Annotated in this window: 23 protein-coding genes and 1 riboswitch; all 23 genes read right to left on the bottom strand. The window is 41.7% G+C overall.

Features of this window, described 5'->3' with window-relative positions:
- Nucleotides 1–14 precede the first annotated feature (14 nt).
- Nucleotides 15–953: an ABC transporter ATP-binding protein gene (locus tag UE46_RS03530; protein WP_118907399.1), complete on the bottom strand. Its 939-nt coding sequence runs from the start codon at nucleotides 951–953 to the stop codon at nucleotides 15–17.
- 85 nt (nucleotides 954–1,038) lie between these two features.
- Nucleotides 1,039–1,869, bottom strand: a complete 831-nt coding sequence (locus tag UE46_RS03525) for a MetQ/NlpA family ABC transporter substrate-binding protein (protein ID WP_036061422.1) — start codon at nucleotides 1,867–1,869, stop codon at nucleotides 1,039–1,041.
- A 21-nt stretch (nucleotides 1,870–1,890) separates the two neighbouring features.
- Nucleotides 1,891–2,565, bottom strand: coding sequence for a methionine ABC transporter permease (locus tag UE46_RS03520; RefSeq protein ID WP_036061421.1), 675 nt, complete (start codon nucleotides 2,563–2,565; stop codon nucleotides 1,891–1,893).
- Entirely contained in the window at nucleotides 2,562–3,584 is a 1,023-nt protein-coding gene (locus tag UE46_RS03515) for a methionine ABC transporter ATP-binding protein (RefSeq protein WP_036061420.1), read from the bottom strand. The genes UE46_RS03520 and UE46_RS03515 overlap by 4 nt, the downstream gene beginning before the upstream one ends.
- A gap of 94 nt (nucleotides 3,585–3,678) precedes the next feature.
- Nucleotides 3,679–3,792: riboswitch (SAM riboswitch) on the bottom strand.
- An 87-nt stretch (nucleotides 3,793–3,879) separates the two neighbouring features.
- Nucleotides 3,880–4,719 (bottom strand): D-alanyl-D-alanine carboxypeptidase family protein, encoded by an 840-nt coding sequence (locus tag UE46_RS03510; RefSeq protein WP_118907398.1) that lies wholly within the window; start codon nucleotides 4,717–4,719, stop codon nucleotides 3,880–3,882.
- 65 nt (nucleotides 4,720–4,784) lie between these two features.
- Nucleotides 4,785–5,933, bottom strand: a complete 1,149-nt coding sequence (locus UE46_RS03505) for a sensor histidine kinase (RefSeq protein ID WP_411814720.1) — start codon at nucleotides 5,931–5,933, stop codon at nucleotides 4,785–4,787.
- The gene (locus tag UE46_RS03500) at nucleotides 5,917–6,615 is read right to left on the bottom strand and encodes a response regulator transcription factor (protein WP_036061419.1); all 699 of its coding nucleotides are present in this window, start codon (nucleotides 6,613–6,615) and stop codon (nucleotides 5,917–5,919) included. Before UE46_RS03500 ends, UE46_RS03505 begins: the two co-directional genes overlap by 17 nt.
- Nucleotides 6,616–6,697: 82 nt before the next feature.
- Nucleotides 6,698–7,570, bottom strand: a complete 873-nt coding sequence (locus tag UE46_RS03495; RefSeq protein WP_036061418.1) for a cation diffusion facilitator family transporter — start codon at nucleotides 7,568–7,570, stop codon at nucleotides 6,698–6,700.
- A 165-nt stretch (nucleotides 7,571–7,735) separates the two neighbouring features.
- Nucleotides 7,736–8,653 carry a nucleotidyl transferase AbiEii/AbiGii toxin family protein gene (locus tag UE46_RS03490; protein WP_036061417.1) on the bottom strand — a complete coding sequence of 306 codons (918 nt, stop codon included), beginning with the start codon at nucleotides 8,651–8,653 and terminating at the stop codon, nucleotides 7,736–7,738.
- Nucleotides 8,622–9,275 carry a DUF6088 family protein gene (locus tag UE46_RS03485; RefSeq protein WP_036061416.1) on the bottom strand — a complete coding sequence of 218 codons (654 nt, stop codon included), beginning with the start codon at nucleotides 9,273–9,275 and terminating at the stop codon, nucleotides 8,622–8,624. The genes UE46_RS03490 and UE46_RS03485 overlap by 32 nt, the downstream gene beginning before the upstream one ends.
- A 563-nt stretch (nucleotides 9,276–9,838) precedes the next feature.
- Nucleotides 9,839–10,168 (bottom strand): thioredoxin family protein, encoded by a 330-nt coding sequence (locus UE46_RS03480; RefSeq protein ID WP_143812867.1) that lies wholly within the window; start codon nucleotides 10,166–10,168, stop codon nucleotides 9,839–9,841.
- A 50-nt stretch (nucleotides 10,169–10,218) separates the two neighbouring features.
- Nucleotides 10,219–10,596 carry a glycine cleavage system protein GcvH gene (gene gcvH, locus UE46_RS03475; protein ID WP_036061415.1) on the bottom strand — a complete coding sequence of 126 codons (378 nt, stop codon included), beginning with the start codon at nucleotides 10,594–10,596 and terminating at the stop codon, nucleotides 10,219–10,221.
- 28 nt (nucleotides 10,597–10,624) lie between these two features.
- Complete coding sequence (locus tag UE46_RS03470) at nucleotides 10,625–10,978, bottom strand: arsenate reductase family protein (RefSeq protein ID WP_118907397.1); 354 nt, start codon at nucleotides 10,976–10,978, stop codon at nucleotides 10,625–10,627.
- 132 nt (nucleotides 10,979–11,110) lie between these two features.
- Nucleotides 11,111–12,286, bottom strand: coding sequence for a rod shape-determining protein RodA (gene rodA / locus UE46_RS03465; RefSeq protein WP_036061414.1), 1,176 nt, complete (start codon nucleotides 12,284–12,286; stop codon nucleotides 11,111–11,113).
- A gap of 75 nt (nucleotides 12,287–12,361) precedes the next feature.
- Nucleotides 12,362–13,519, bottom strand: coding sequence for an FtsW/RodA/SpoVE family cell cycle protein (locus UE46_RS03460; RefSeq protein ID WP_118907396.1), 1,158 nt, complete (start codon nucleotides 13,517–13,519; stop codon nucleotides 12,362–12,364).
- Between the two features lie 180 nt (nucleotides 13,520–13,699).
- Entirely contained in the window at nucleotides 13,700–14,491 is a 792-nt protein-coding gene (locus UE46_RS03455; RefSeq protein WP_036061413.1) for an ABC transporter ATP-binding protein, read from the bottom strand.
- Nucleotides 14,488–15,483 (bottom strand): FecCD family ABC transporter permease, encoded by a 996-nt coding sequence (locus UE46_RS03450; protein WP_036061412.1) that lies wholly within the window; start codon nucleotides 15,481–15,483, stop codon nucleotides 14,488–14,490. The genes UE46_RS03455 and UE46_RS03450 overlap by 4 nt, the downstream gene beginning before the upstream one ends.
- Entirely contained in the window at nucleotides 15,483–16,460 is a 978-nt protein-coding gene (locus UE46_RS03445; RefSeq protein WP_036061411.1) for an ABC transporter substrate-binding protein, read from the bottom strand. Before UE46_RS03445 ends, UE46_RS03450 begins: the two co-directional genes overlap by 1 nt.
- 66 nt (nucleotides 16,461–16,526) lie before the next feature.
- Nucleotides 16,527–17,024, bottom strand: coding sequence for a GNAT family N-acetyltransferase (locus tag UE46_RS03440; protein WP_036061410.1), 498 nt, complete (start codon nucleotides 17,022–17,024; stop codon nucleotides 16,527–16,529).
- Between the two features lie 80 nt (nucleotides 17,025–17,104).
- The gene (locus UE46_RS03435; RefSeq protein WP_118907395.1) at nucleotides 17,105–17,863 is read right to left on the bottom strand and encodes a MerR family transcriptional regulator; all 759 of its coding nucleotides are present in this window, start codon (nucleotides 17,861–17,863) and stop codon (nucleotides 17,105–17,107) included.
- A gap of 75 nt (nucleotides 17,864–17,938) precedes the next feature.
- Nucleotides 17,939–18,508, bottom strand: a complete 570-nt coding sequence (locus UE46_RS03430) for a YdcF family protein (protein ID WP_036061409.1) — start codon at nucleotides 18,506–18,508, stop codon at nucleotides 17,939–17,941.
- A gap of 10 nt (nucleotides 18,509–18,518) precedes the next feature.
- Nucleotides 18,519–19,109, bottom strand: coding sequence for a VanZ family protein (locus tag UE46_RS03425; protein ID WP_036061408.1), 591 nt, complete (start codon nucleotides 19,107–19,109; stop codon nucleotides 18,519–18,521).
- A gap of 198 nt (nucleotides 19,110–19,307) precedes the next feature.
- Complete coding sequence (locus UE46_RS03420; RefSeq protein WP_143812866.1) at nucleotides 19,308–19,856, bottom strand: hypothetical protein; 549 nt, start codon at nucleotides 19,854–19,856, stop codon at nucleotides 19,308–19,310.
- Between the last annotated feature and the right edge of the window lie 853 nt (nucleotides 19,857–20,709).

The following is a 20,709-nucleotide window of genomic DNA, read 5'->3' as shown; positions in this document are numbered from 1 at the left end:
CGCTCAAATCCTCTCTAATCCCTTAATTTTCGGCCCGTCAAATTCAAAAAGACCGTTTCCAAATTCAATGTTTGCTGATTCATCTCGATCACTTCAACAGATTGTCGAATAAGCGACTCCAGCACCGTGTTCAAATTGTTAACCTCACTGTTAGAAGTCATTTTAAGCGTATTGCTTTCCATTACTTCCACCAACTGAACTCCCGAAATTGCACGCAATGCATCCAAATTAATTTTATGCACATCATCCACCACGATTCGCATCTCTTTCATATCCGAAACAAGGCTCACCAACTGCTCTTTCGTGCCCTCCGCAATCACTTTTCCATGATCAATGATCGAGATATAATCACACAATTCCTCGACCTCTTCCATGTAATGACTCGTATAAATAATCGTACAACCAGACGCATTCAACTTCTTAATCGACTTCAAAATATAATTCCGAGACTGCGGATCGATGCCCACAGTCGGCTCATCCATAATAATAAGCGCTGGTTTATGCGCAATCGCACACGCAATATTAAGGCGCCGCTTCATTCCACCCGAAAAAGTCCCCGGCTTATCCTTCCCTTTATCCGCCAAACCAACAAATTCCAAAGCCGTTTCCGCCGCCGCATCGAGTTTCTTCCCACGAAGCCCATAAAGTCCCGCAAAAAAACGTACATTCTCAAACGCCGATAAATCATTATAAAGCGCAATATCCTGTGGTACCAAGCCAATCCGCTGCTTAATCTCCAAACTATGCTGCTCCTGTTCCTCACCAAACAAACGAATTTGCCCGCTATCCTTCTTCAAAAGTCCACATAAAACACTAATCGTTGTACTTTTTCCGGCACCATTTGGCCCCAATAAACCGAAAATCTGCCCCTCTTCAATCGTCAAATCTAGATTATCCACCGCGATATTTTTTTCAAATTTTTTCGTTAGCTGCTCAATTTCTACGATTTTCATGACTCTCCCTCATTTCCGTTTTGATCTTATTACTAGTATAGAAAAAAACGCGAGCCATTGTTCCCAGCCCGCGCTTCATCATTTTTTATTTAGAAACAGGTACGACCGCACCCTTCCACTCTTTTGTAATAAAGTCTTGAATTTCTTTTGATTGTAGCACTTTCACGAGTTCTTTAATGTCTTTATTATCTTTATTTTTCTCATCAACCGCGATAACATTCACGTATGGAGAATCTGTTTTCTCAATTGCAATCGCGTCGTTCTTAGGATTCATGCCTTGATCTACTACGAAATTCGAGTTGATCGCAACAACGTCGCCTTCTTCATTATTGTAAGCCGTCATCAAATAGCCAGCATCGACATCATATTTGAATTTGATATTTTTCGGATTTTCCGTGATATCATCAAACGTCACATCTTGACGCTTCACGCCGTCTTTCAATTTAATCACACCAGCATCAGCTAAAATACCCAATACACGCGGCCAATCCGACTTACTGTTCGACATAATCACTTCCGCATTTTTCGGTAGATCGTCAAGTGATTTATATTTCTTAGAATAAATGCCCATTGGCTCGATATGAATACCGCCCATATTTACAAATTTATAGCCTTTTTCCTTCATTTCAAGCTCCATGTAAGGAATCGTTTGGAAATAGTTCGCATCTAGATCGCCTTCATCAAGCGCCACATTTGGCATTACATAATCTGTATATTTCTTAATATCTAAGTTAATGCCCTTTTTCGCTAAAATTGGCTTTGCTTTCTCTAAAATAACGGCGTGTGGAGAATTGGAAGCACCAATAACTAGCGTCGTTCCTTTGTCACTACTTGCATCATCTTTGGAACCCCCGCCACAAGCTGCTAAAACTAATACTAACGTAAGTGTAAATAATCCTAATAAAACTTTTTTCATACTCCAACATCTCCCTTTTCCTTATCGTTTGTCGACCCATTTGGTCAAGATGTCTCCAATAAACTGGAAAACAAATACTATAATTAAAATAATAATAGTCGCTACCAATGTAACTGCTGGCTGATTTCTTTGGAAACCTTCTAAGTAAGCCGCGTTTCCAAGTCCGCCTGCCCCAATAACACCCGCCATCGCCGTGAAGCCGACAAGTGAAATCGCCGTTACTGTAATTCCTGAAATAATCGCTGGTAAAGCCTCAGGTATAAGTACTTTTCCAATGATCGTGAAGAGATTAGCTCCCATCGCTTTCGCCGCTTCGATCACGCCTTTATCGACTTCGCGGAATGCAATCTCCACCATACGCGCGTAAAATGGTGCTGCCGAGATAATCAACGCTGGTAAAGCAGCTTTTGGCCCAATAATCGTTCCAACAAGCGTTTTTGTCACCGGTAAAAGTAACACAATCAAGATGATAAACGGAATCGATCGGAAAATATTCACTAAAATCGCCGTCACCCAGTAAGCAACTCGCGACCCGCTGTCCTTTTTGCGGTTGGTTAAAAATAAGATCAGCCCTAAAGCTAGCCCTAAGAAAAATACCGCGAACAAAGAGACAATCGTCATGTATAGCGTTTCTTCCGTCGCTGTTTTCATCATATCCCAATCTACATTTGCAAAATATCCTGTAGAATCACTCATCCTTCAATCACTTCCGTTTCTATCTCAAGCTCGCGTAACCGTGTGATTGTCGCATCTACTTGTTCCTCGGCACCTTGAATTTGAATATATAACGTACCGTAAGCACCATTTTGCGTTTGTGTTAAATTACCGTGCAAAATATTTAGCAACACTTTGTTATCTTGCGCTACTTGGGAAATGATCGGCTGCGTCGCTTGGCCTCCAACGAAAAGCAGTTTCACAAGCTTGCCTTCCGAGTAGTTTTCCAGCAACATGTGAATCAATTCTTCCGTCTCATCTGATTCCGTCACTTGTCGCACAAAACGTTTCGTCACGCTTTCTTGCGGATGTTGGAAAACGTCTATCACATCGCCTAGTTCCACGACGCGCCCCGCTTCCATCACTGCCACACGATTACAAATTTTGCGGATCACGTGCATTTCATGTGTGATCACGATAATCGTTAAGTTTAAACGGCGGTTAATATCCAGCAACAAATCAAGCACTTCATCCGTTGTTTGCGGATCGAGCGCTGATGTCGCCTCATCACAAAGCAGTAACTTCGGGTTGTTCGCAAGTGCCCGCGCAATCCCGACACGCTGCTTCTGACCACCGCTTAATTCCGATGGATACGCGTCCTCTTTACCTTCAAGCCCCACAAGTCTGATCAACTCATTCACTCGAAAACGGCGCTTCTCACCTCGAACTCCCGCAATTTCTAGCGGAAAAGCAATATTATCAAACACCGTACGCGACCAAAGCAAGTTAAAATGTTGAAAAATCATCCCGATTTGCTGGCGCGCCTTGCGTAACTGTCCACCGCGAATTTGTGAAATAAATAAATCATCCACTTCGACCGTGCCTTCCGTCGGCAATTCCAATCCATTAAACATCCGAATCAGCGTACTTTTCCCAGCACCTGAATAACCAACCACACCGAAAATTTCACCATCCGTAATATCTAAATTGACGTCGTCCACTGCTCTGATATTATTTTTACGAGCCTTGTAATCCTTCGCAACATTCTTAAGCCTTATCAAAGTAACTCCACCCCTACTCTCTTTCTTAAACAAAAAACCTCTCCCGCCAAATATGAGCGGAAAAGGTGTAATTACATGCATAATTTACGCTTTTCTCTCATCTTTCAAAGCTCTAGGCTCTGTATGATTTAGCACCTTGCAATGGAAAAAATTCCACTTAGGTTGCCGGGTTTCTACGGGCATATCCCTCCACCACTCTTGATAAGATTCTTTTTTAGGGCGCAATATATGACGCGCCTTGTTTTTATTAATATTACATGGTTTTAGTCGGATTTGTCAAGATACAGTGGTCATTTTATTTTGAAAAGCCATAGTCCATCATTGTTTCCGTCGCTTTGATACGATCCTCGTCCGTCTTACTTCCTAATGTTATCGAAATAATGCGATCCTCATTTTGAACTGCCGTTGCAATCATACAGTAGCCCGCTTGATCCGTATACCCCGTTTTAAAGCCATCCATTCCCTGAACGCCACCATCTTGCAGCACCTGATTTGTCGTATGTATCGTATCATCGCTTTGCGTGACATACTTCGTTCGCGACGTAATATCAAGTATTTCTGGATAATCGCTAATCAATTTTTTCGTCAAAATCATTAAATCACTTGCTGTCGACATCGATTCCTTGCCATCCACGTCTAAACCGCTAGCACTGCTGAAATTCGTCTTCTTCGACATCCCGATTTCCCGCGCCTTTTGCATCATCTTCTCTGTAAAATGTTCCCCATCCAAATGCGCGCCTAAACTCTGCGCCCCGTCATTCGCTGACATAATCATCATCGCAGCAAACAGATCCTGTACGCTATAATATTTCTTCCCACTGAGCGCATATAGACTCACCGCCCGCGGATCATCCAAGCGCTCCAGGGACACCATATCATCCCAAGAAATCGTTTTATTATGTATCGCCTCGAGCATCAAATATGCCGTCATCAACTTCGTCAAACTTGCGATTGGCACCGCCTGATCAGCCTTTTCTTCTAAAATCACCTTATCCGATTTCAAACTCACAACCAGCGCGTTATTCGCATCAACTTGAGGCGTAGCTCGAATGTCTCTTCCCATAAAAACAAAAAATAAAATAGCAATACTCGTCAAACCCGCAATAATTAAAATAACTGTCTGTTTTTTCATCATTTCCCCTCCTGATTACATCTTAACTAAAAATGCTAAATCAGGAGGTAAGAAATCATAAAGAAAAACTAAAGATTGCTCAGCGGTAATTCCACGGTAAATGTGGTCTTACCTTTTTTGCTCGCAGCGAAGACATTACCGCCGTGACGTTCCACGATCGATTTCGCAATAGCAAGACCCAGACCAGTTCCCGTCGTCGTTCGGTTCTTATCTACTTTATAAAAACGATCAAACAATTGCGGTAGCTCACTTGCGGGAATTTCGGCGCCATAGTTAGACACTTCAATGATCGCCATCCCAGCTTCTTTTTTAGCGCTGATTTCAATTTTTTTACCACTTGCACCGTAACGAAGCGCATTTGAAAACAGGTTCTCAAAAAGACGCATAATCTGCATCCCATCGCCCATCACCTTCAAGTTTTCGACCGTATACTTCTCTACGATTTGGATATCTTTCTCGGCAGCCGAACGCTCATATTCCGAAACAAGCTGGCGCAATAATTCCACCATATCAAGCGTATCCTCTTTGATCTGGAACTCCGCGCTCTCAAGCCTCGTGTAATCAAACAAATCATCAATCAACTTATGCAACCGGCGCGCCTTGCCATACACCAGCTCCGTATAATGTCGCAACTCCACTTCATCGCGATACCGATCCTCATGAATATAGCTCAAATACCCTAGAATCGATGTCAACGGCGTGCGTAAATCGTGCGAAACATTCGTAATCAAATCATTTTTAGCCTGTTGCGCCTCTTGTTCCTGCTCAATAAGTTCCGCTTGATGCGCCCGCATTTTCTCGATGCTCTCCTCCAACTGCACAATCTCTGGAATCAAACTTTCCTGCTCCATCGGCTGATCTTCCGCAATCGCCACATTAATTTGCCGCAACTGTTTCCTTAATAATCTTTGCTTATACAACCAATAAAAGAAAATAAAAAACACTAACGCCACAGCAAAAATCCCCAAGTATTTCAGCATAATCAGCCACGGGGAATTCAGTAACTTATCATATCGACCATAGCCAAACAAGTCAATAAATCGCGTTGTTGTGCCTGTTAAAACAACAGAATCATTCTTCACAGAAACGAGCCACAAACCAATACTGCGCAGGGCAATAAAGCTCGCCGCCCATGATAAAAGCGCAAAAATGATGATTTGTAGCGGATGCATCTGCTGCCAAATTCGCCATAATAACTGCTTAAACTTCAATTTTATAACCTACTCCCCAAATGGTTTTGATCACATTTTCTCCGTCCATCGCGTCTTTTAACTTATCTCGCAAATTACTAATATGCACCATCACCGTTTTACTCGCGCCTAGCGCTTTTTCCTGCCAAATTCGTTCGAAAATCAGCTCCGAACTAAAAACACGACCCGGCTCATTCGCAAGTAAAAATAAAATATCAAATTCAGACGTCGTTAAACGCAATTCCTTTTCGTTGACCATCACCGTATGCAGGTCACGATCAATCACAATCGGTCCTAAAACAAGCTGATTACCAGGAAGTTCACTACTTCGCTCCTGTTTCATCATCTGCACACGTCTTAAAATTGCCTTCACGCGAACAGAAAGCTCCAATGGATTGAACGGCTTCACCATATAATCATCCGCGCCCGTCAAAAGCCCCATGATCTTATCGTTATCCTCCGCCTTCGCACTAAGCATCAGAATCGGCGTCGTAATACCTTCTTGACGCATCAATCGGCACACTTCCAAACCATCCATTTTCGGCATCATAATATCTAAAACAACCAAATCAAGCGGCTCTTTCTGCACAATATCCCACACCTCGGCACCATCATACGCATTCAAAATCGTGTACCCTTCATTTTGGAGATATAATTTCACTAAATCCACAATTTCCTTATCATCATCTGCAATCAAAATGGACGTCATCGTTTTTGCCACCTCACTTTTATGTCACTTGTATCCATTGTATCATAAGAATCTCACCAATACTTGAGAAAACCTATCCCTACTATTTCGTCAAAATTCGCTCTTCCTCAGGCTCCAAATGAATCAAAACCTGCGCCTTCGCATAGAAATCATAAATCTCTTTTTCGATGATATCACAAAGATAATGCGCCTGTTCGATCGTCTGATTATTCGCAACTACCAAGTGAAAATCGATATATTCCTGCGCACCAGCACGACGCGAACGAAAATCATGAAACTCGATAAAATCCGCCTGATGCGTCATAATAATCCGCTTAATCTCCTCTTCCTCACTCGGCGACAAACGCTTATCCATAAGTGGCGGAAATGACTCCTTCAACAACTTCCAAGCCTCAAACATAATATAAAACGCCGTCACAATCGCAATCACCGGATCAAGCCATAACCACCCCGTCAAATGAACAAGCAGCAAACTAAACGCAATCCCAAGCGATGTGAACACATCCGTATATAAATGCAGCGCGTTCGACTTCATCGCCACCGAGTTTTCCCGATCCGCCGCTTTCTTAATCACTCTCGAAACGACAATATTCACCGCAGCACCAAAAAGCATCACCGCAATCCCAAGCGCTGGAAAACGAATCTCATGCGGATTGAAAAACTTGTTCATCGACTCATAAATAATCCAAATCCCAGCCACAAAAATAAGCAGCGTTTCAATCGTCCCAGCGATGTTCTCTGCTTTCCCATGCCCATATGGATGATCATCATCAGCCGGCCGATTCGAAATCCGAATCGAGAAGAATGTAATCACCGACGCAAACAAATCCATCGACGAATGCACTGCCTCCGAAATAACAGCCACCGACCCCGTCAAAAATCCCACAATAAATTTTAAAATAACGATAACGAAATTACTGATTACCGAAAGAATGGTCAAATTAGAATTACTCATTATATACCCCCGTTAATATAAATAAACATCAGCGTATTCAAAAAGATACGCTGAAAAAGCACTCCTAGTATAGTACCATAACGCTTTCGTGTGGGTCTATAGCAATCTTTTTTGGACTGCTCATTTCTATATCAGTTGCGAAACTTTTTTGCACAAAGGAAACAATCATAGTTCTAAAAAACCCCTATTTCTCACTAACCTTATTAGGTAAACTTTTACTGTCGTGTAAGAAATATTATCATGAATAAGTTGCGATGTGATTGTTTCGTAATCGTTTTTATAAAAATCCAGTTCTAGCAATGATAAGAACTCTTGCTGACGTGGATACTCTATAGACGCCGATGGATTCTGCTCTAAATCAGCGGCTAGTTCCGTTCGCACATCTAAAAAAAGCGAGCGCATAGCCTCACTTTTCAAATCGATATTTTGCGTAATTTTGTATAAATCATATAAATGCCTTGAAAAACCCGCGTGACTACCTTTAATATAGTGATCCATTACCGCAAATAGCTTATCAATGCACGTTCGCTCGATAGATTGCACATTCATTGAAAACGGTGTTAACTCAGAAAATAAATCTGCTAAATCCAATCGACCTATCCCCTCTACATACTCAAATATATAATTAGAAATTCTTTTTTCCACAACAGGGTAAGCCACATAATGTGCAAATGTCTCAATTAAAAGATGTTCCTTCAACATATTATTCGGGCGCAAATTCTCAAAATGTACCTCATAACAATTAAAACGTCTCCGCGACATAATTCGATCTGCATTCGCAAGCTTTAATTCAAGCTTCTCTACCGTCCCCACAATACATTCCTTACTACGCTTCAACTCTGTATTCTTAGGCCGAACCATAAAAGTAAGATCAATATCCTCTGAAAATCGATCAATCACCTGATAGGCTTTAGATAAAGATGTTCCACCCTTAAAAACTAGATTCGGCAAACTTTGGCTTAACTCCCTCAATATCATAGAAACGTAATAGTCTTTTTCAATAATAGATTCTGATAAAGATGTCGCAGCACTCGTCGCGATGATGAGTTGTTCAAATGTCTCTTTGTCCTTGTATAAGCGCATGATATAACCCCGTTTCAATTAATTCTTTTGATGTTTTGCTGGGATATTTTGAGATAATTTCAATAACTTGCTCCGCTGATAAAGAGATATCGCCCAAATACGAAATAAGCTTACGCGTCATGACCTCCTTTGACACCTCATTATATGCAATTTTATCTGTTAATAAATCAAGTACTTGCAGAATTTTATAATTTTCAAATGTAATCGGAACGCGTGACTTCTTTAACGTCAGCTCCGTATTTTTCACAATCACCGTTCTTTTCTTACTCGCATTATTCTCGGTTACAATTTCAAGTACCATCGGAACCTGCGTTGTTAACTGCAATTGATTCGCCAGTGCAAGTCCTGCTAAATAGCCATAGCGCTTCCTCTTATCCTGAATATATTTCCTTTCAATCACGACCTGCTCACTAATTTGCGTGTTCTGCTGCAACACTTCATTCCACTTCGGAAAATAATACACGCCCTCAGAAAAACGCACCATTTCCTTCTTCTCTACTAATCGATTCATATTTCTGCGCAAACTGTCCAGCTTCAAGCCAAAACTCCGCTCACTAATATTTGTCGTCACGATTGGCTCATTATACCCATATTCATCCAACAAAATTTCTCTCATCGCCATAGCCTTCCACCTCCATTTGCACTATCCACTCAAGTATACAATATTTCTCCCTAAAAGTAAAAAATCGAGACAAAAAAAGAACTGCAGCCAGCTCTAAAACAGTAGAAAAAACGCCTTCCATGATAATCCGCCAAACCTCAGCGGGTCGACAAATGCTCAGATCCTAGGCAAAGCCGAGCACTGGAGCGGAGCATACTGAGGTATGTTGACTGAAAACAGAGAGGGAGTCTCATCCCCGACCATGTGAGAAGTTATGCGAAACGCAGTGTAGAAGAGCACCGGCGCACAGGCTTTAACGTGAAGGAATACAGGCTCACTTTGTTCTCCTGCATATTGGGGTTGTAACTCATTTCATTCGAACAATCCCAACAATGAGCGTTTGTCGACCCGCTCTGAACTGTAGAAAAAACGCCTTCCATGATAATCCGCCAAACCTCAGCGGGTCGACAAATGCTCAGATCCTAGGCAAAGCCGAGCACTGGAGCGGAGCATACTTGGGTATGTGAGCACCGGCGCGCAGGCTTTAACGACGGAGATGAGCGTTTGTCGACCCGCTGAGATTCTCATTCCTTCAAAAAATCATAGACCTCAATCATATTCCCAAGTCGATAACTCGTCGCGACCTTCAGACCTGCCTCAAATCGAAGCAACACCGGTACATTCGTAATTGCCCATTTCTCCGCCAGCTCAGGAACATAATTCAAATCCATTTTACCAATCGTAAGCTCAGGGAATGCCTCGCTCGCCACATCAATCAATTTCATCGCTTGCTGGCATCCCAGACACATCGGCGTGAAAAAATAGATCGCAAAATCCTCTTGTTCCGCGATTTGCGCCATCAAATCCTGCTTATTCCAAACCTCTACCAAATCAAATCCCTCACTTCTATTCAAAGAAGAAAACCCCGTCGCCAAAACGCGAAAGGGTCCTCTATGTATCCTTATTAATCTAATGTTTTTTCATAATCCTCTGCAGAAAGTAAAGCTGCAACTTGAGCCGCGTCTGTATCTTCTACTTTTAGTAACCACCCAGCGTCATATGGTGCCGAGTTAAGTAGTTCTGGCGCATCCTCTAGTTCCGTGTTAACCGCAACCACTTTACCCGTGATTGGCGCGTAAAAATCAGATACCGTTTTAACAGATTCAATGCTTCCAATCGAATCGCCTTGTGTAATCGTGTCGCCAACTTCTGGTAACTCCACAAAAACGATATCTCCTAATTGATCTTGCGCAAAATCAGTAATCCCGATAACGAAGCTTCCCGCGTCATCTTTCACCCATTCGTGCTCTTCTGAATAACGTAAATCCTTTGGTAAACTCATTTTAAAAAATCCCCCTTCAAGTCAGTATTTACTTCCAGTTTTCTACAAATTCACTTTCTTTGAAGCCAAGTGTCACTTTTTTACCGTCTGTAACGATTGGTCTCTTTATTAGTTTACCATCTGTTGCGAGTAATGTAAACGCTTCATCCTCCGTCATTTGGTCAACTTTATCTTTTAAGCCCATTTCGCGATATTTAATGCCACTCGTATTAAAGAAACGGCGAATTCCTAGGTCACTGTTTGCAAACAATTTTTCTAGTTCTTCTTTCTTTGGTGGTGTTTCAATCATGTCTATTTGATTATAAGCCACTTCATTCTCATCTAGCCAGTGTTTTGCTTTCTTGCATGTCGAGCATTTCGGATACCAGTAAAAAGTTATCATATTGGTTTTTCCCCTCCCAAAATTATCGTGCTACCTCTATCATAATAGATTTCGAATGTAATCACAAATAGTTCCCTAGAAAAAAGTGAAAAAAACTACCTTGCCCAGAAAATCCAGACAAGGTAGTTGCATTTATTCGGCAAGTTTTTCTTCCTTCACCGTAAACATCGATTTCTGGTAATTGTACCTGATTCCCAGAACCAGTCCAATCGCCATCATATTCCCCAGGAGCGCACTTCCTCCATAACTTATAAATGGCAATGGAATACCCGTGATTGGAAGCAGTCCGATGTTCATTCCCACATTCTCAAAAACGTGGAACATAATCATCATAACAACACCTGTACAAATGTAAGAATAGAATGGAATACCAATATCAAGCGCGACACGAATAATTTGATAGATTAATAAGAAATAAATCGCCAATAAAATACTCGCACCAATAAATCCAAAATCGCCACCAATAACGGTGAAGATAAAGTCATTATGATTCTCAGGTATCGCGATCGCATTGTAACCCGCGCCATTCCCGCTAATTTGCCCAGAGCCAATCGCTGTCATCGCACGAAGCACTTGATAGCCCCCGCCTTGAGGGTCCAATTCAGGATTAATCCACGTATGAATCCGCTCAAATTGATACGATTTAAAACCTAGTTTAACTAGCCAACTCTCATGATAAAGCACTAAATATAGAAGTGCCGCTCCAACTCCGATAATCGATCCGTAAATTGGAACAATCAGCTTCCACGTAATTCCTGAAACCAAAATCATCCCAGACATGATAGCAATGAAGACCAATCCAGTTCCCAAATCGGGCTGTAGCATGATTAAACCAATTGGAATAATGGTGATGACGCCCATTTTGACGAGCAATAGAAAATCATATTTCACTGTGTGCATCGAATATTTCCGATTATGATCCCAGATTACTTTTGAAAGCACAATGATTAAAATAACTTTCACGACTTCCGATGGTTGAAGGCTTCCTAAAAACGGAATGATGATCCAACTTTTCGCGCCGTTTACTTCCTTCCCAAAAAACAATACAAAAACCAACATCAAGAGGCCCACACCATAAAAATAGTACGCCCATTTGGTTAATCGTTCATAATCTAATTGCATAATAACGAAAATAGCAAAGCCACTAACAACAAACCAAACAGCTTGCTTCATGACAAAGTTTGCATTGTACTGCTCGTTTGTTAATTGTGCGCTGTAGATCGAGATCATACTTATCAAACACAACAACATTAAGGATAATACAATACCATAATCAATTCTCGCGGATATTTTATTTTGCGAATTCATTCATAACGCTCCTTACTGGATGGAATAACTTATTTTTTCCAAACCTCTGTTACTTTTCCATACAGTTCTAAAAATTTATAAATCCATTGCTTTTGGCGCATTGTAACGTGCAGATAATACAAGGCCAATCGCCATTAAACTCCCCAACATGGCACTACCGCCATAACTAATAAATAATAGCGGAATCCCCGTAATCGGCAACATACCGATCGTCATGCCAATATTTTGTAACACATGAAAGAAAATCATGGCTACGACGCCTGTACAAATATAGGAATAAAAAGGTATTCCCACATCCAAAGCGACACGAATAATTTGGTAAACTAATAAGAAGTATAACACAATTAAGACGCATGCACCAACAAAGCCGAAGTCGCCGCCGATAATTGTGAAAATAAAATCATTATGGTTCTCCGGTATTTCAATCGCTTCATATCCAATACCACTTCCTCGTAATTCCCCAGAACCAACCGCCCGCATCGACTTCAAAAGTTGCATCCCTGTATCTAGCGGATCTTTTTCGGGCTCCAACCAAGATGTAATCCGGTTAAACTGATATTTCTTAAATCCAAGCGACGTCAGGGTACTTGGACTTTTTAGCACGAGCAGAATTAAAGTCGTTCCAATCGCTGCAATACCTCCAAAAATGGGCAGTAGCAAGCGCCACGTAATGCCGGATATAAACATCATTCCCACCATAATCGAGATAAGTACGAGCGAAGTTCCCAAGTCCGATTGTAGCATAATCAGCGTGATCGGAGCTAAGGTCATGAGACTGATTTTTATAAAAAGGTGAAAATCGCTTTTTAGTGTGCGGATGGATGTTTTCTTCGTGTGATCCCAGATAAGCTTCGCAAGCGCGACAATCAGGAAACTCTTCATCAATTCGGAAGGTTGGATGTTGATAGCCTCCGTCCCGACCCAGCTCTGCGCCCCTTTTCGCTCGATACCGATGACAGGCGCAAAAACGAGCAGCAATAAAAAAAGCCCGCCGCCATAAAGATAGTATGCCATTTGTTGCAGTCTGTCATAGTCGAAATATTTCACGATAATTATGATAATAATGGTTCCCGCGACAAGCCAAATAAGCTGCCTAACAAGGAAATCCGTTGCGTATTGATTGTTCGTTAAGCTTGCGATGTAGATTGCTGCGATGCCAATAAGACACAGGCACATAACCAATAAAATGATGGAATAATCTATTTTGGTGCTACTTTCTCTACTCTTATTCATGTGCAGCCTCCTGTGCCTTACTCTGTCTAAATCAACCCTTTTATTATATAAAATTTCAAGCGAGATAGGAAGCTTTTTCATCAAATTCTAATGTGCCCAAAAACGGCTCTAGAGAACAAAACAAGGTGCTGTCTTGGTTTTCTAGAACCGTGCATATGAATCTTTAAATTATCTTTAACTTTATGAATGAAATTTCGTTGAGGCGATTGGCAAAACACGCAATCCTCTCTCCGTTGGATGGATCTCTGCTTCAATTTTGAAAATATCACGCAAAAGCGGTTTCGTGAAAACTTCTTCTGGTGTACCAGTCTTTTGAATTGCGCCTTCTTCACACACGATAACATGATCACTATAGCCCGCTGCTTGGTTTAAATCATGCAACACGAGAATGATCGACATGTTAAAATCGCGATTTAGCTGCTTCAAAAGATCGAGTAATTCGAGTTGATGCGAAATATCGAGGTACGTTGTGGGCTCGTCAAGAAGTAAAATTGGTGTTTTTTGAGCCAGAGCCATTGCCAGCCATGCCCGTTGTTTTTCACCACCAGAAAGCGTGTGTAGCGGCCTATAAGCCAGTTCTTCTAAGTTACAAACCGTCATCGCCCAATCTACCGCGAGTTCATCTTCTTTCTCCATCGTGCCTAGCCAAGAACGGTAAGGCATGCGACCATAACTAATGAGATCTCGAACAACCACATCGATGAGTCCATCTGGTGACTGCGATAACATCGTCATTTCGCGTGCTAACTTTTTGGAACTAATTGTGTCAATATCCGTACCATTCAACATAATTTTGCCTTCATTTGGCGCCAACAAACGCATGATGAGCCGTAAGATTGTCGATTTTCCCGAGCCATTTGGTCCGATAATCGTCGTAATTTTGCCTTCTGGAATATCGAGTTCGAGATTTTTCATTTCAAAAGAACGTTTTCGAGTGAAAGTCACGTTTTTTAAAGAGGTAATCGCGGTCATGAGGCTACCCTCCCTCGTTGTAATAGGAATAGGAAGAACGGTGCGCCAATCATTGCGAGTAGGATTCCAACTGGCAATTCGATCGAGCCGAACCAGCTGCGCGCGGCCGTGTCTGCGAATCCGACGAGTAGGGCGCCACCGATCGCTGACATTGGTAATAAGTAGCGGTAATCATTGCCGATCACGAGTCTGAAAATGTGCGGAACAACGAGGCCTACGAAGCCTATTAAGCCAGCAACACTGACTGCGACGCCGCTTAGGAATGCCGCTAACATAATGATGAAAAAGCGATGTTTCTCAACGGAATATCCGAGTAATTTCGCCGCATCATCGCCAAGCAATAAGACATTCGACGAACGAATCGCAAAAATGCTGAACAATAAACCGACGATCATGTACGGTAAAATAAGATTGAGATGGTACCAACTTTTCCCGGATAATGTTCCAGTCATCCATGAAATAATACTCTGCACGCGATTGCTGTAAAGCACCATGATTCCTGATGTCATCGCACCAATAAAAGCATTAATCGCAACACCTGATAAAATCACGCGCAATGGTGCTACGCCTTTGTCCCACGCTACCGCATAAATAAGTAGCGCTGTTCCGAACGCCCCGAGAAATGCCCCGAGTGGTACAAATTGGCTCAAGGACGGTAGTACGATCGTCAAAATAATCGCGACAAGTCCACCACCAGCCGAAACGCCGATTACGCCAGGATCAGCAAGCGGATTTCGCATCACGCCTTGAAGCAAACAACCTGCAATCGCAAGTGCCGCGCCGACTAGAAACGCGATAAACATTCGCGGTAAACGGAGATTCCAGATTAATTGTGTGGAAAGGTCATCCCCGTGCCCCATTAGCGTTTGCCAAACTTCCGAATAACTAACTTTCACAGATCCCGTTGTCAAGCCGTAAAAGAAGACAATGACAAGCAAAAGAATCGTGACGATAAATGTGATAATTCTTCTTTTTTTGCGTGGATCGTGCATTATTTACTAACCTGATTCAGTTCATTCGCCATATAATCCAGCGCTTTTGTAATGCGGATACCAGGGTTGGTCCCGAAAAGATCTGCGGGAAGCACGACGATGTTATTGTTTTTAACAGCCGTTGTGGAATTCCACGCATCATTTTGCTTCATTTCTTTTTGGAACGCGATCTCGGTTTCCTTTTCGTCACCACCATGGATCATCAAAAAGATAACCTCTGGATCTGATTCAACGATTTTTTCAATATTCAGCGATGCATATTGTGGGAAATTTTCGACCCCTTTAAAATCCTTAGCAACATTGACTCCACCCGCTTTTTCGAGGATATCCCCACTGAGCGAATTCGGTAATGCCGCGTAATTACTACCTGGTGCGCCTAGTATGAGTAGCGCGCGAACTGCCTTTCCTTTTTGTTCTTGCTTTATTTCAGCGACTTTCGTATCGATTTCTTGTTGTAATTTTGTCGCATCTTTTCCAAGTAATTGTCCTAAAATGGCTTCCTGCTTCTTAATCTCCGCAATCGAATTGGCGCCAGTCAAAACGACCTGCGCACCGATGCCCTCAAGCGCTGGCACATCTTTCAAATTCTGCTCGGAGCTTGCGATAATCACATCCGGAGTAAGCGATGCAATTTTTTCTAAATTCAAATCATGCGTATTGCCGACTTCTGTAGCTTTTAGCGCGGCACTTGGCTCAACACCACTTGCATCCATCGTTTGGCGACCGACAACAGAACCGCCGAGCGCATAAACAATCCCTAAATCAGAATTGGTAAGCGTAATAATCCGTTCTGGCTTTTTGGCAAAATCGACCGTTCGACCAGCCATATCAGTAATCGTTAAAACAGCAGCTTCCTTGGATACCTTCTCCTTGCTAGTTGTTTCACTAGTGTTCCCAGAAGAATTCACATCTTTCGGACCGCATGCCGCTAAAACAAGAAGTAGTGAAATAATGCTTATAAACAGAAACTTTTTCATGCCTGCCTCCTTTTTCATGCTTCTCTTCTATTGTACTAAAAATCAGTAGCAATGTCTCGGCTTTTATTAGTAATACAAATAATGCGGCATATCCACACCTTTATAATACTTCACATACCGCTTATGTCGCGTCATACCAATACGTTCCGCCACTTTTTGAGAAGCCACATTCGTATCCCTGATCGTACACGTCACCGTCTTTGCCCCGAGCGTTTCCAGCGCATATTGCTTACATCCAAGCGCCGCCTCCGTTGCAAACCCCTGATGCCAGAATTTACGCTTCAGCAAATAACCGATTTCTAGCACTTCCTCGTCCTCCACACGTTGATACGTCAAGCCAACTTGCCCAACAAAATCGCCCGTACTTTTTTGAATAATCGCCCACAATCCAAAACCCCAGCGTTCATAATTATCCAACTGTTTCGCAAGCCAGCGCTGCACTTCCTCGTCCGTAAAAGCACCCTCATAAGCCGTCATCGTTACCTCATCTTGCAATATCTCACATAAATCCGGAATATCATGTTGATCCAATTCGCGGAAAATTAAGCGTTCGGTTTCTATCATTCGAAAATCCCCCTAGAAAAAATTAAAAGAGCCTCCGCATCAAAGTTTGGAAGCTCTCTTCATTATATCGTTTTTCTAACCTACTTACTAGTGAAAATAACAATCGCGTCACGTAAAAAAGCTGCGGAACCTGGTTGTTTTTTATCATAATAGGCCGTGAAACGCTCATCGTCGACATACATCTGAGCAAGACCCGCGTGCGCCTCTTTGCTATAGCTATCCCAATACGCCGTTAGCCATTCTTTGTGCATCGCAGCAACACGTTGCGCAAGTTCGCCTGCAGGATCATTCGTTTCATACGCAGCTTGCAGATTCACTAAAATATCCTCACCAAGCTTGTTCACACGACCCATCTCAGATTCACTCATGCCTTTTACTTTTGCATTGGCCTTCTCAATCGTCTCATCGCCATATTTCCCGCGAATTTCCGTGGCATACTTCGCTTCATTATCATCAATCATTTTTTGCTTGAAACCTTCAAATTTTTCTTTATCCGTCATCGTAATTCCCCTTTCTGAATACGCGATCGATTTCTCCACATTGCGAATCAGTTCGTCTAGTTGTTTTCGTTTATCAAGTAGCTCGTTACGATGTTTTTTTAGCGCTGCGGCCTCGTCAAAATCAGGTTCTTCTAGTATCGCCTTGATTTTTTCTAAAGGCACGTTCATCTCGCGGTAAAACAGGATCTGTTGCAATCGGTCCACTTCTATTTGCCCGTAAATGCGATATCCCGATGTATTAATTCTCGCCGGCTTGAGAATCCCAATTTCATCATAATAACGCAATGTCCTCGTACTTACTCCTGCAAGCTGTCCTAACTTTTGAACCGTATATTCCATCGTCGTTCGCCTCCTTGATGACTCTACTTTACACCTTGACGTAACGTGAATGTCAACAGCTTTCTCAAAAAAATTCTACCAATCAAAAACCCACGCATACGTTATCGATAAAACTTCACGAGGCACACCTTTGAAAAGCGCTCCAGTCTGCGTTTTAGCAGGTAACCCTGTCGCATCGATATTTTGACGTGAAGCTAGCATCAGTGCGCGATACAGATGATAATCACTCGTCACGATGACCGTTTTTCCAAGCGCAAATTTCGCGTTACTATTCGCTAAATTTTCCTCGGTACGCATTGATTTATCCTCCATTTCAATCCGCGAAGCTGCAATGCCGTGCGCTACTAAGTATTCTTTCATCACACTTGCCTCCGACGCCGATTCATCCTCACCTTGACCACCCGACACGACCACTTTCGCCGATTCGTGCTTCTCAATAAACGGAATCGCCGCGTCCAATCGTTCCCGCAAAACAGGCATTGGCCGGGCCGGATTGTCGACTACTTTTGAACCTAAAATAAGAATCGTATCCGGGTTTGACGCTGGTTCTGCCCGCACCCCACTGTACATAAAGCCGAGCACGATGCCGACATACACCACGCCAATTCCCACTAATGCCAAAATCACTTTTTTCCACAAATTCATCCCGGTCCACTCATTTCTGTTCTATTATATGTTTATGCGAACTTGAAAAAATACGGATCATCACGTACCCAATCATAATTCCAGATACATTCAAAAAGACGTCTCCCGTATCAAAATACCCTACATGTAGCGCATATTGCAACCCTTCCACGATAAAAATCATAATTCCCGCTGAAGACAACGCCATCAGGGGTGATAATTTCTTCATCAAGAAACCAATCGGTACAAAAGCAAGCACATTTCCAATCGTAATCACTCGCAAGTTCCCCGAAATAAACGTATCCACAAAACCAAACGTATCCGTTGAAAATCCTTGCGCACCAGACGCTTTTCCAAAAAGAAGCCCAATCATAACACCAAAATAAATCACATATATCAAAACGAGCAGCGACTTATTAATTTTCCAATTGACGAGCTGCACAGCGCTTAAATAAAGCATTAACGCCGTCACACCCACCGTTATATATCCCATGTGATCCACCACTTCCATCACATCTCTCAAATAAAATTGCAACCATCCTTGAAACCAAATGTAGTACATCATGACCGCCGCACAAAGGGATAGCACTGGCAAAACCGTCCAAATCGTTAACTTTTTCATCCTATCTCCTCCTCGTCTTTCTTTCTAGTTCCTAGCATACCATCCAACAATCAAGGCTTACTAAAAATTTTTTAAAGAAATGTTAAGGTTTTGGCAGCGTAAAAAAGAAGCTTAGAGCAACACACGCCCCTAAACTTCCTTAAAATCAATATCAATCCGCTTACTTTTTGATTGACTTGACACTTCTTATTTTAAATATTAAACACCTGTTTTAGCAATAAGATATTTACTACTTTTAATAGTTTTACCTGTATTCGCATTTTTAACAATTACAAGTCTATATCCAGCATATGTCTGCGTCCTATGTTTAGAATCAGCCAAATAGACATGAGTACCAACTTGAACAGGAAACTGCGCTCCTACTTTTCCAGATATCAACTGAGTAATGGCACCACCGCCACCCAAAATACTAATAGCAGTAGCCACGTTTGGTAACCCTCCATATCCAGTTGCCAATCCTGCAACAACAGCTCCTATAGCATTGACAGCTTGTTCCCTATTTTGATATACAATCGCCTTTTTAGTTAGCTTAGAACTATATAAATAATGACCAGCACTCGCAGTCGGCGCTGTAACTCCAGAATTATCCACTGGAACATTCGATCTAACCATAATAGAAACCGCTTCACCATCTATCCGATTTGAATCTCCTGCTGGTAATTCATTTGCACTAACGAAAGTAGGTGAAACTGTACTTAAAAACAAACTTCCTGCCATAAATATAGAAATAATCTCTCTCTTTTTCAAAAAAAACCGACCTTATAATTATTTATGATACAATAACATTATACCGTAATCTTTAAAATAAGGGGATAAATTACATGCGTTTTCCATTAATTATACACTCATTCGGAAGTATTATATTTTTTTCATTTTTCATCTATATGACATTTACAAAAGCAGATAAAAGCCTCATCATCTTGTCATTAGGAGCTATGATATATTTCATACTGATGACAGTAATCAGCTACCGAAATTACAAGAAACAAAAGGAAATAACCGACTGAAACTGATAAATATAAAAAGAGCGTACTTATGCTCTGCTTGACAACTAGCGCTTCTAGGACTCCTATTTGGAGGAAACGAAGTGCTTTTTTATTTGGAGCTCTATCACATTAAAGTATGCTTGCTGCTTTTACAAATTCGTTCCATGATCCAAATCGAATATTTTTAACGATGTGATGCTAGGTTTTGAATCAATCTTCGACAAAGTCCTCATGTACTTCTATGAGTATCCGTATATGTATAAGCGGCGCCAACTAAAATGAACCTCTTTATGAATCTAACATAAGTCCATTTTGTTAGATTCGATTTTTTATTTTCAATCTCCCACAATGCCATTATGTGATACTCACTTTTACCTATCCAAAACATATTTCCTTATTGGCCCATCACTACATTTTATCATTATTGGATATAGTCGGATATGAAATTGTTGAATAGGAGTCTTTAATATTGAATACTATCAACTGTTTCACGAGTGCCTTAATCCTTGGAATGCCTTCCACATAGCGAATGACAAGCGCTTTAAAAGTCGCTTCATAGTTAAGGCTAATAGGTCTTCTCTTACGAGTAGCTTTATCAAATAAACGCACGACTT

This window comes from Listeria weihenstephanensis (assembly GCF_003534205.1).
Classification (GTDB): domain Bacteria; phylum Bacillota; class Bacilli; order Lactobacillales; family Listeriaceae; genus Listeria_A; species Listeria_A weihenstephanensis.
This window is presented reverse-complemented; position numbering and strand designations above follow the sequence as displayed.

Excerpts from the sequence above, each read along its gene's own strand:
- UE46_RS03430 (WP_036061409.1), bottom strand. The coding sequence starts at position 18,508 with ATGAATTTGTGGAAAAAAGTGATTTTGGCATTAGTGGGAATTGGCGTG.
- UE46_RS03435 (WP_118907395.1), bottom strand. The coding sequence starts at position 17,863 with ATGGAATATACGGTTCAAAAGTTAGGACAGCTTGCAGGAGTAAGTACG.
- UE46_RS03460 (WP_118907396.1), bottom strand. The coding sequence starts at position 13,519 with ATGAATAAGAGTAGAGAAAGTAGCACCAAAATAGATTATTCCATCATT.
- gcvH (WP_036061415.1), bottom strand. The coding sequence starts at position 10,596 with ATGAGTTTACCAAAGGATTTACGTTATTCAGAAGAGCACGAATGGGTG.
- UE46_RS03520 (WP_036061421.1), bottom strand. The coding sequence starts at position 2,565 with ATGAGTGATTCTACAGGATATTTTGCAAATGTAGATTGGGATATGATG.
- UE46_RS03490 (WP_036061417.1), bottom strand. The coding sequence starts at position 8,653 with ATGCGCTTATACAAGGACAAAGAGACATTTGAACAACTCATCATCGCG.
- UE46_RS03530 (WP_118907399.1), bottom strand. The coding sequence starts at position 953 with ATGAAAATCGTAGAAATTGAGCAGCTAACGAAAAAATTTGAAAAAAAT.
- UE46_RS03510 (WP_118907398.1), bottom strand. The coding sequence starts at position 4,719 with ATGATGAAAAAACAGACAGTTATTTTAATTATTGCGGGTTTGACGAGT.
- UE46_RS03495 (WP_036061418.1), bottom strand. The coding sequence starts at position 7,570 with ATGAGTAATTCTAATTTGACCATTCTTTCGGTAATCAGTAATTTCGTT.
- UE46_RS03445 (WP_036061411.1), bottom strand. The coding sequence starts at position 16,460 with ATGAAAAAGTTTCTGTTTATAAGCATTATTTCACTACTTCTTGTTTTA.
- UE46_RS03525 (WP_036061422.1), bottom strand. The coding sequence starts at position 1,869 with ATGAAAAAAGTTTTATTAGGATTATTTACACTTACGTTAGTATTAGTT.
- UE46_RS03425 (WP_036061408.1), bottom strand. The coding sequence starts at position 19,109 with ATGAAAAAGTTAACGATTTGGACGGTTTTGCCAGTGCTATCCCTTTGT.
- UE46_RS03470 (WP_118907397.1), bottom strand. The coding sequence starts at position 10,978 with ATGATAACTTTTTACTGGTATCCGAAATGCTCGACATGCAAGAAAGCA.
- UE46_RS03440 (WP_036061410.1), bottom strand. The coding sequence starts at position 17,024 with ATGATAGAAACCGAACGCTTAATTTTCCGCGAATTGGATCAACATGAT.
- UE46_RS03485 (WP_036061416.1), bottom strand. The coding sequence starts at position 9,275 with ATGGCGATGAGAGAAATTTTGTTGGATGAATATGGGTATAATGAGCCA.
- UE46_RS03450 (WP_036061412.1), bottom strand. The coding sequence starts at position 15,483 with ATGCACGATCCACGCAAAAAAAGAAGAATTATCACATTTATCGTCACG.
- UE46_RS03500 (WP_036061419.1), bottom strand. The coding sequence starts at position 6,615 with ATGACGTCCATTTTGATTGCAGATGATGATAAGGAAATTGTGGATTTA.
- UE46_RS03455 (WP_036061413.1), bottom strand. The coding sequence starts at position 14,491 with ATGACCGCGATTACCTCTTTAAAAAACGTGACTTTCACTCGAAAACGT.
- rodA (WP_036061414.1), bottom strand. The coding sequence starts at position 12,286 with ATGAATTCGCAAAATAAAATATCCGCGAGAATTGATTATGGTATTGTA.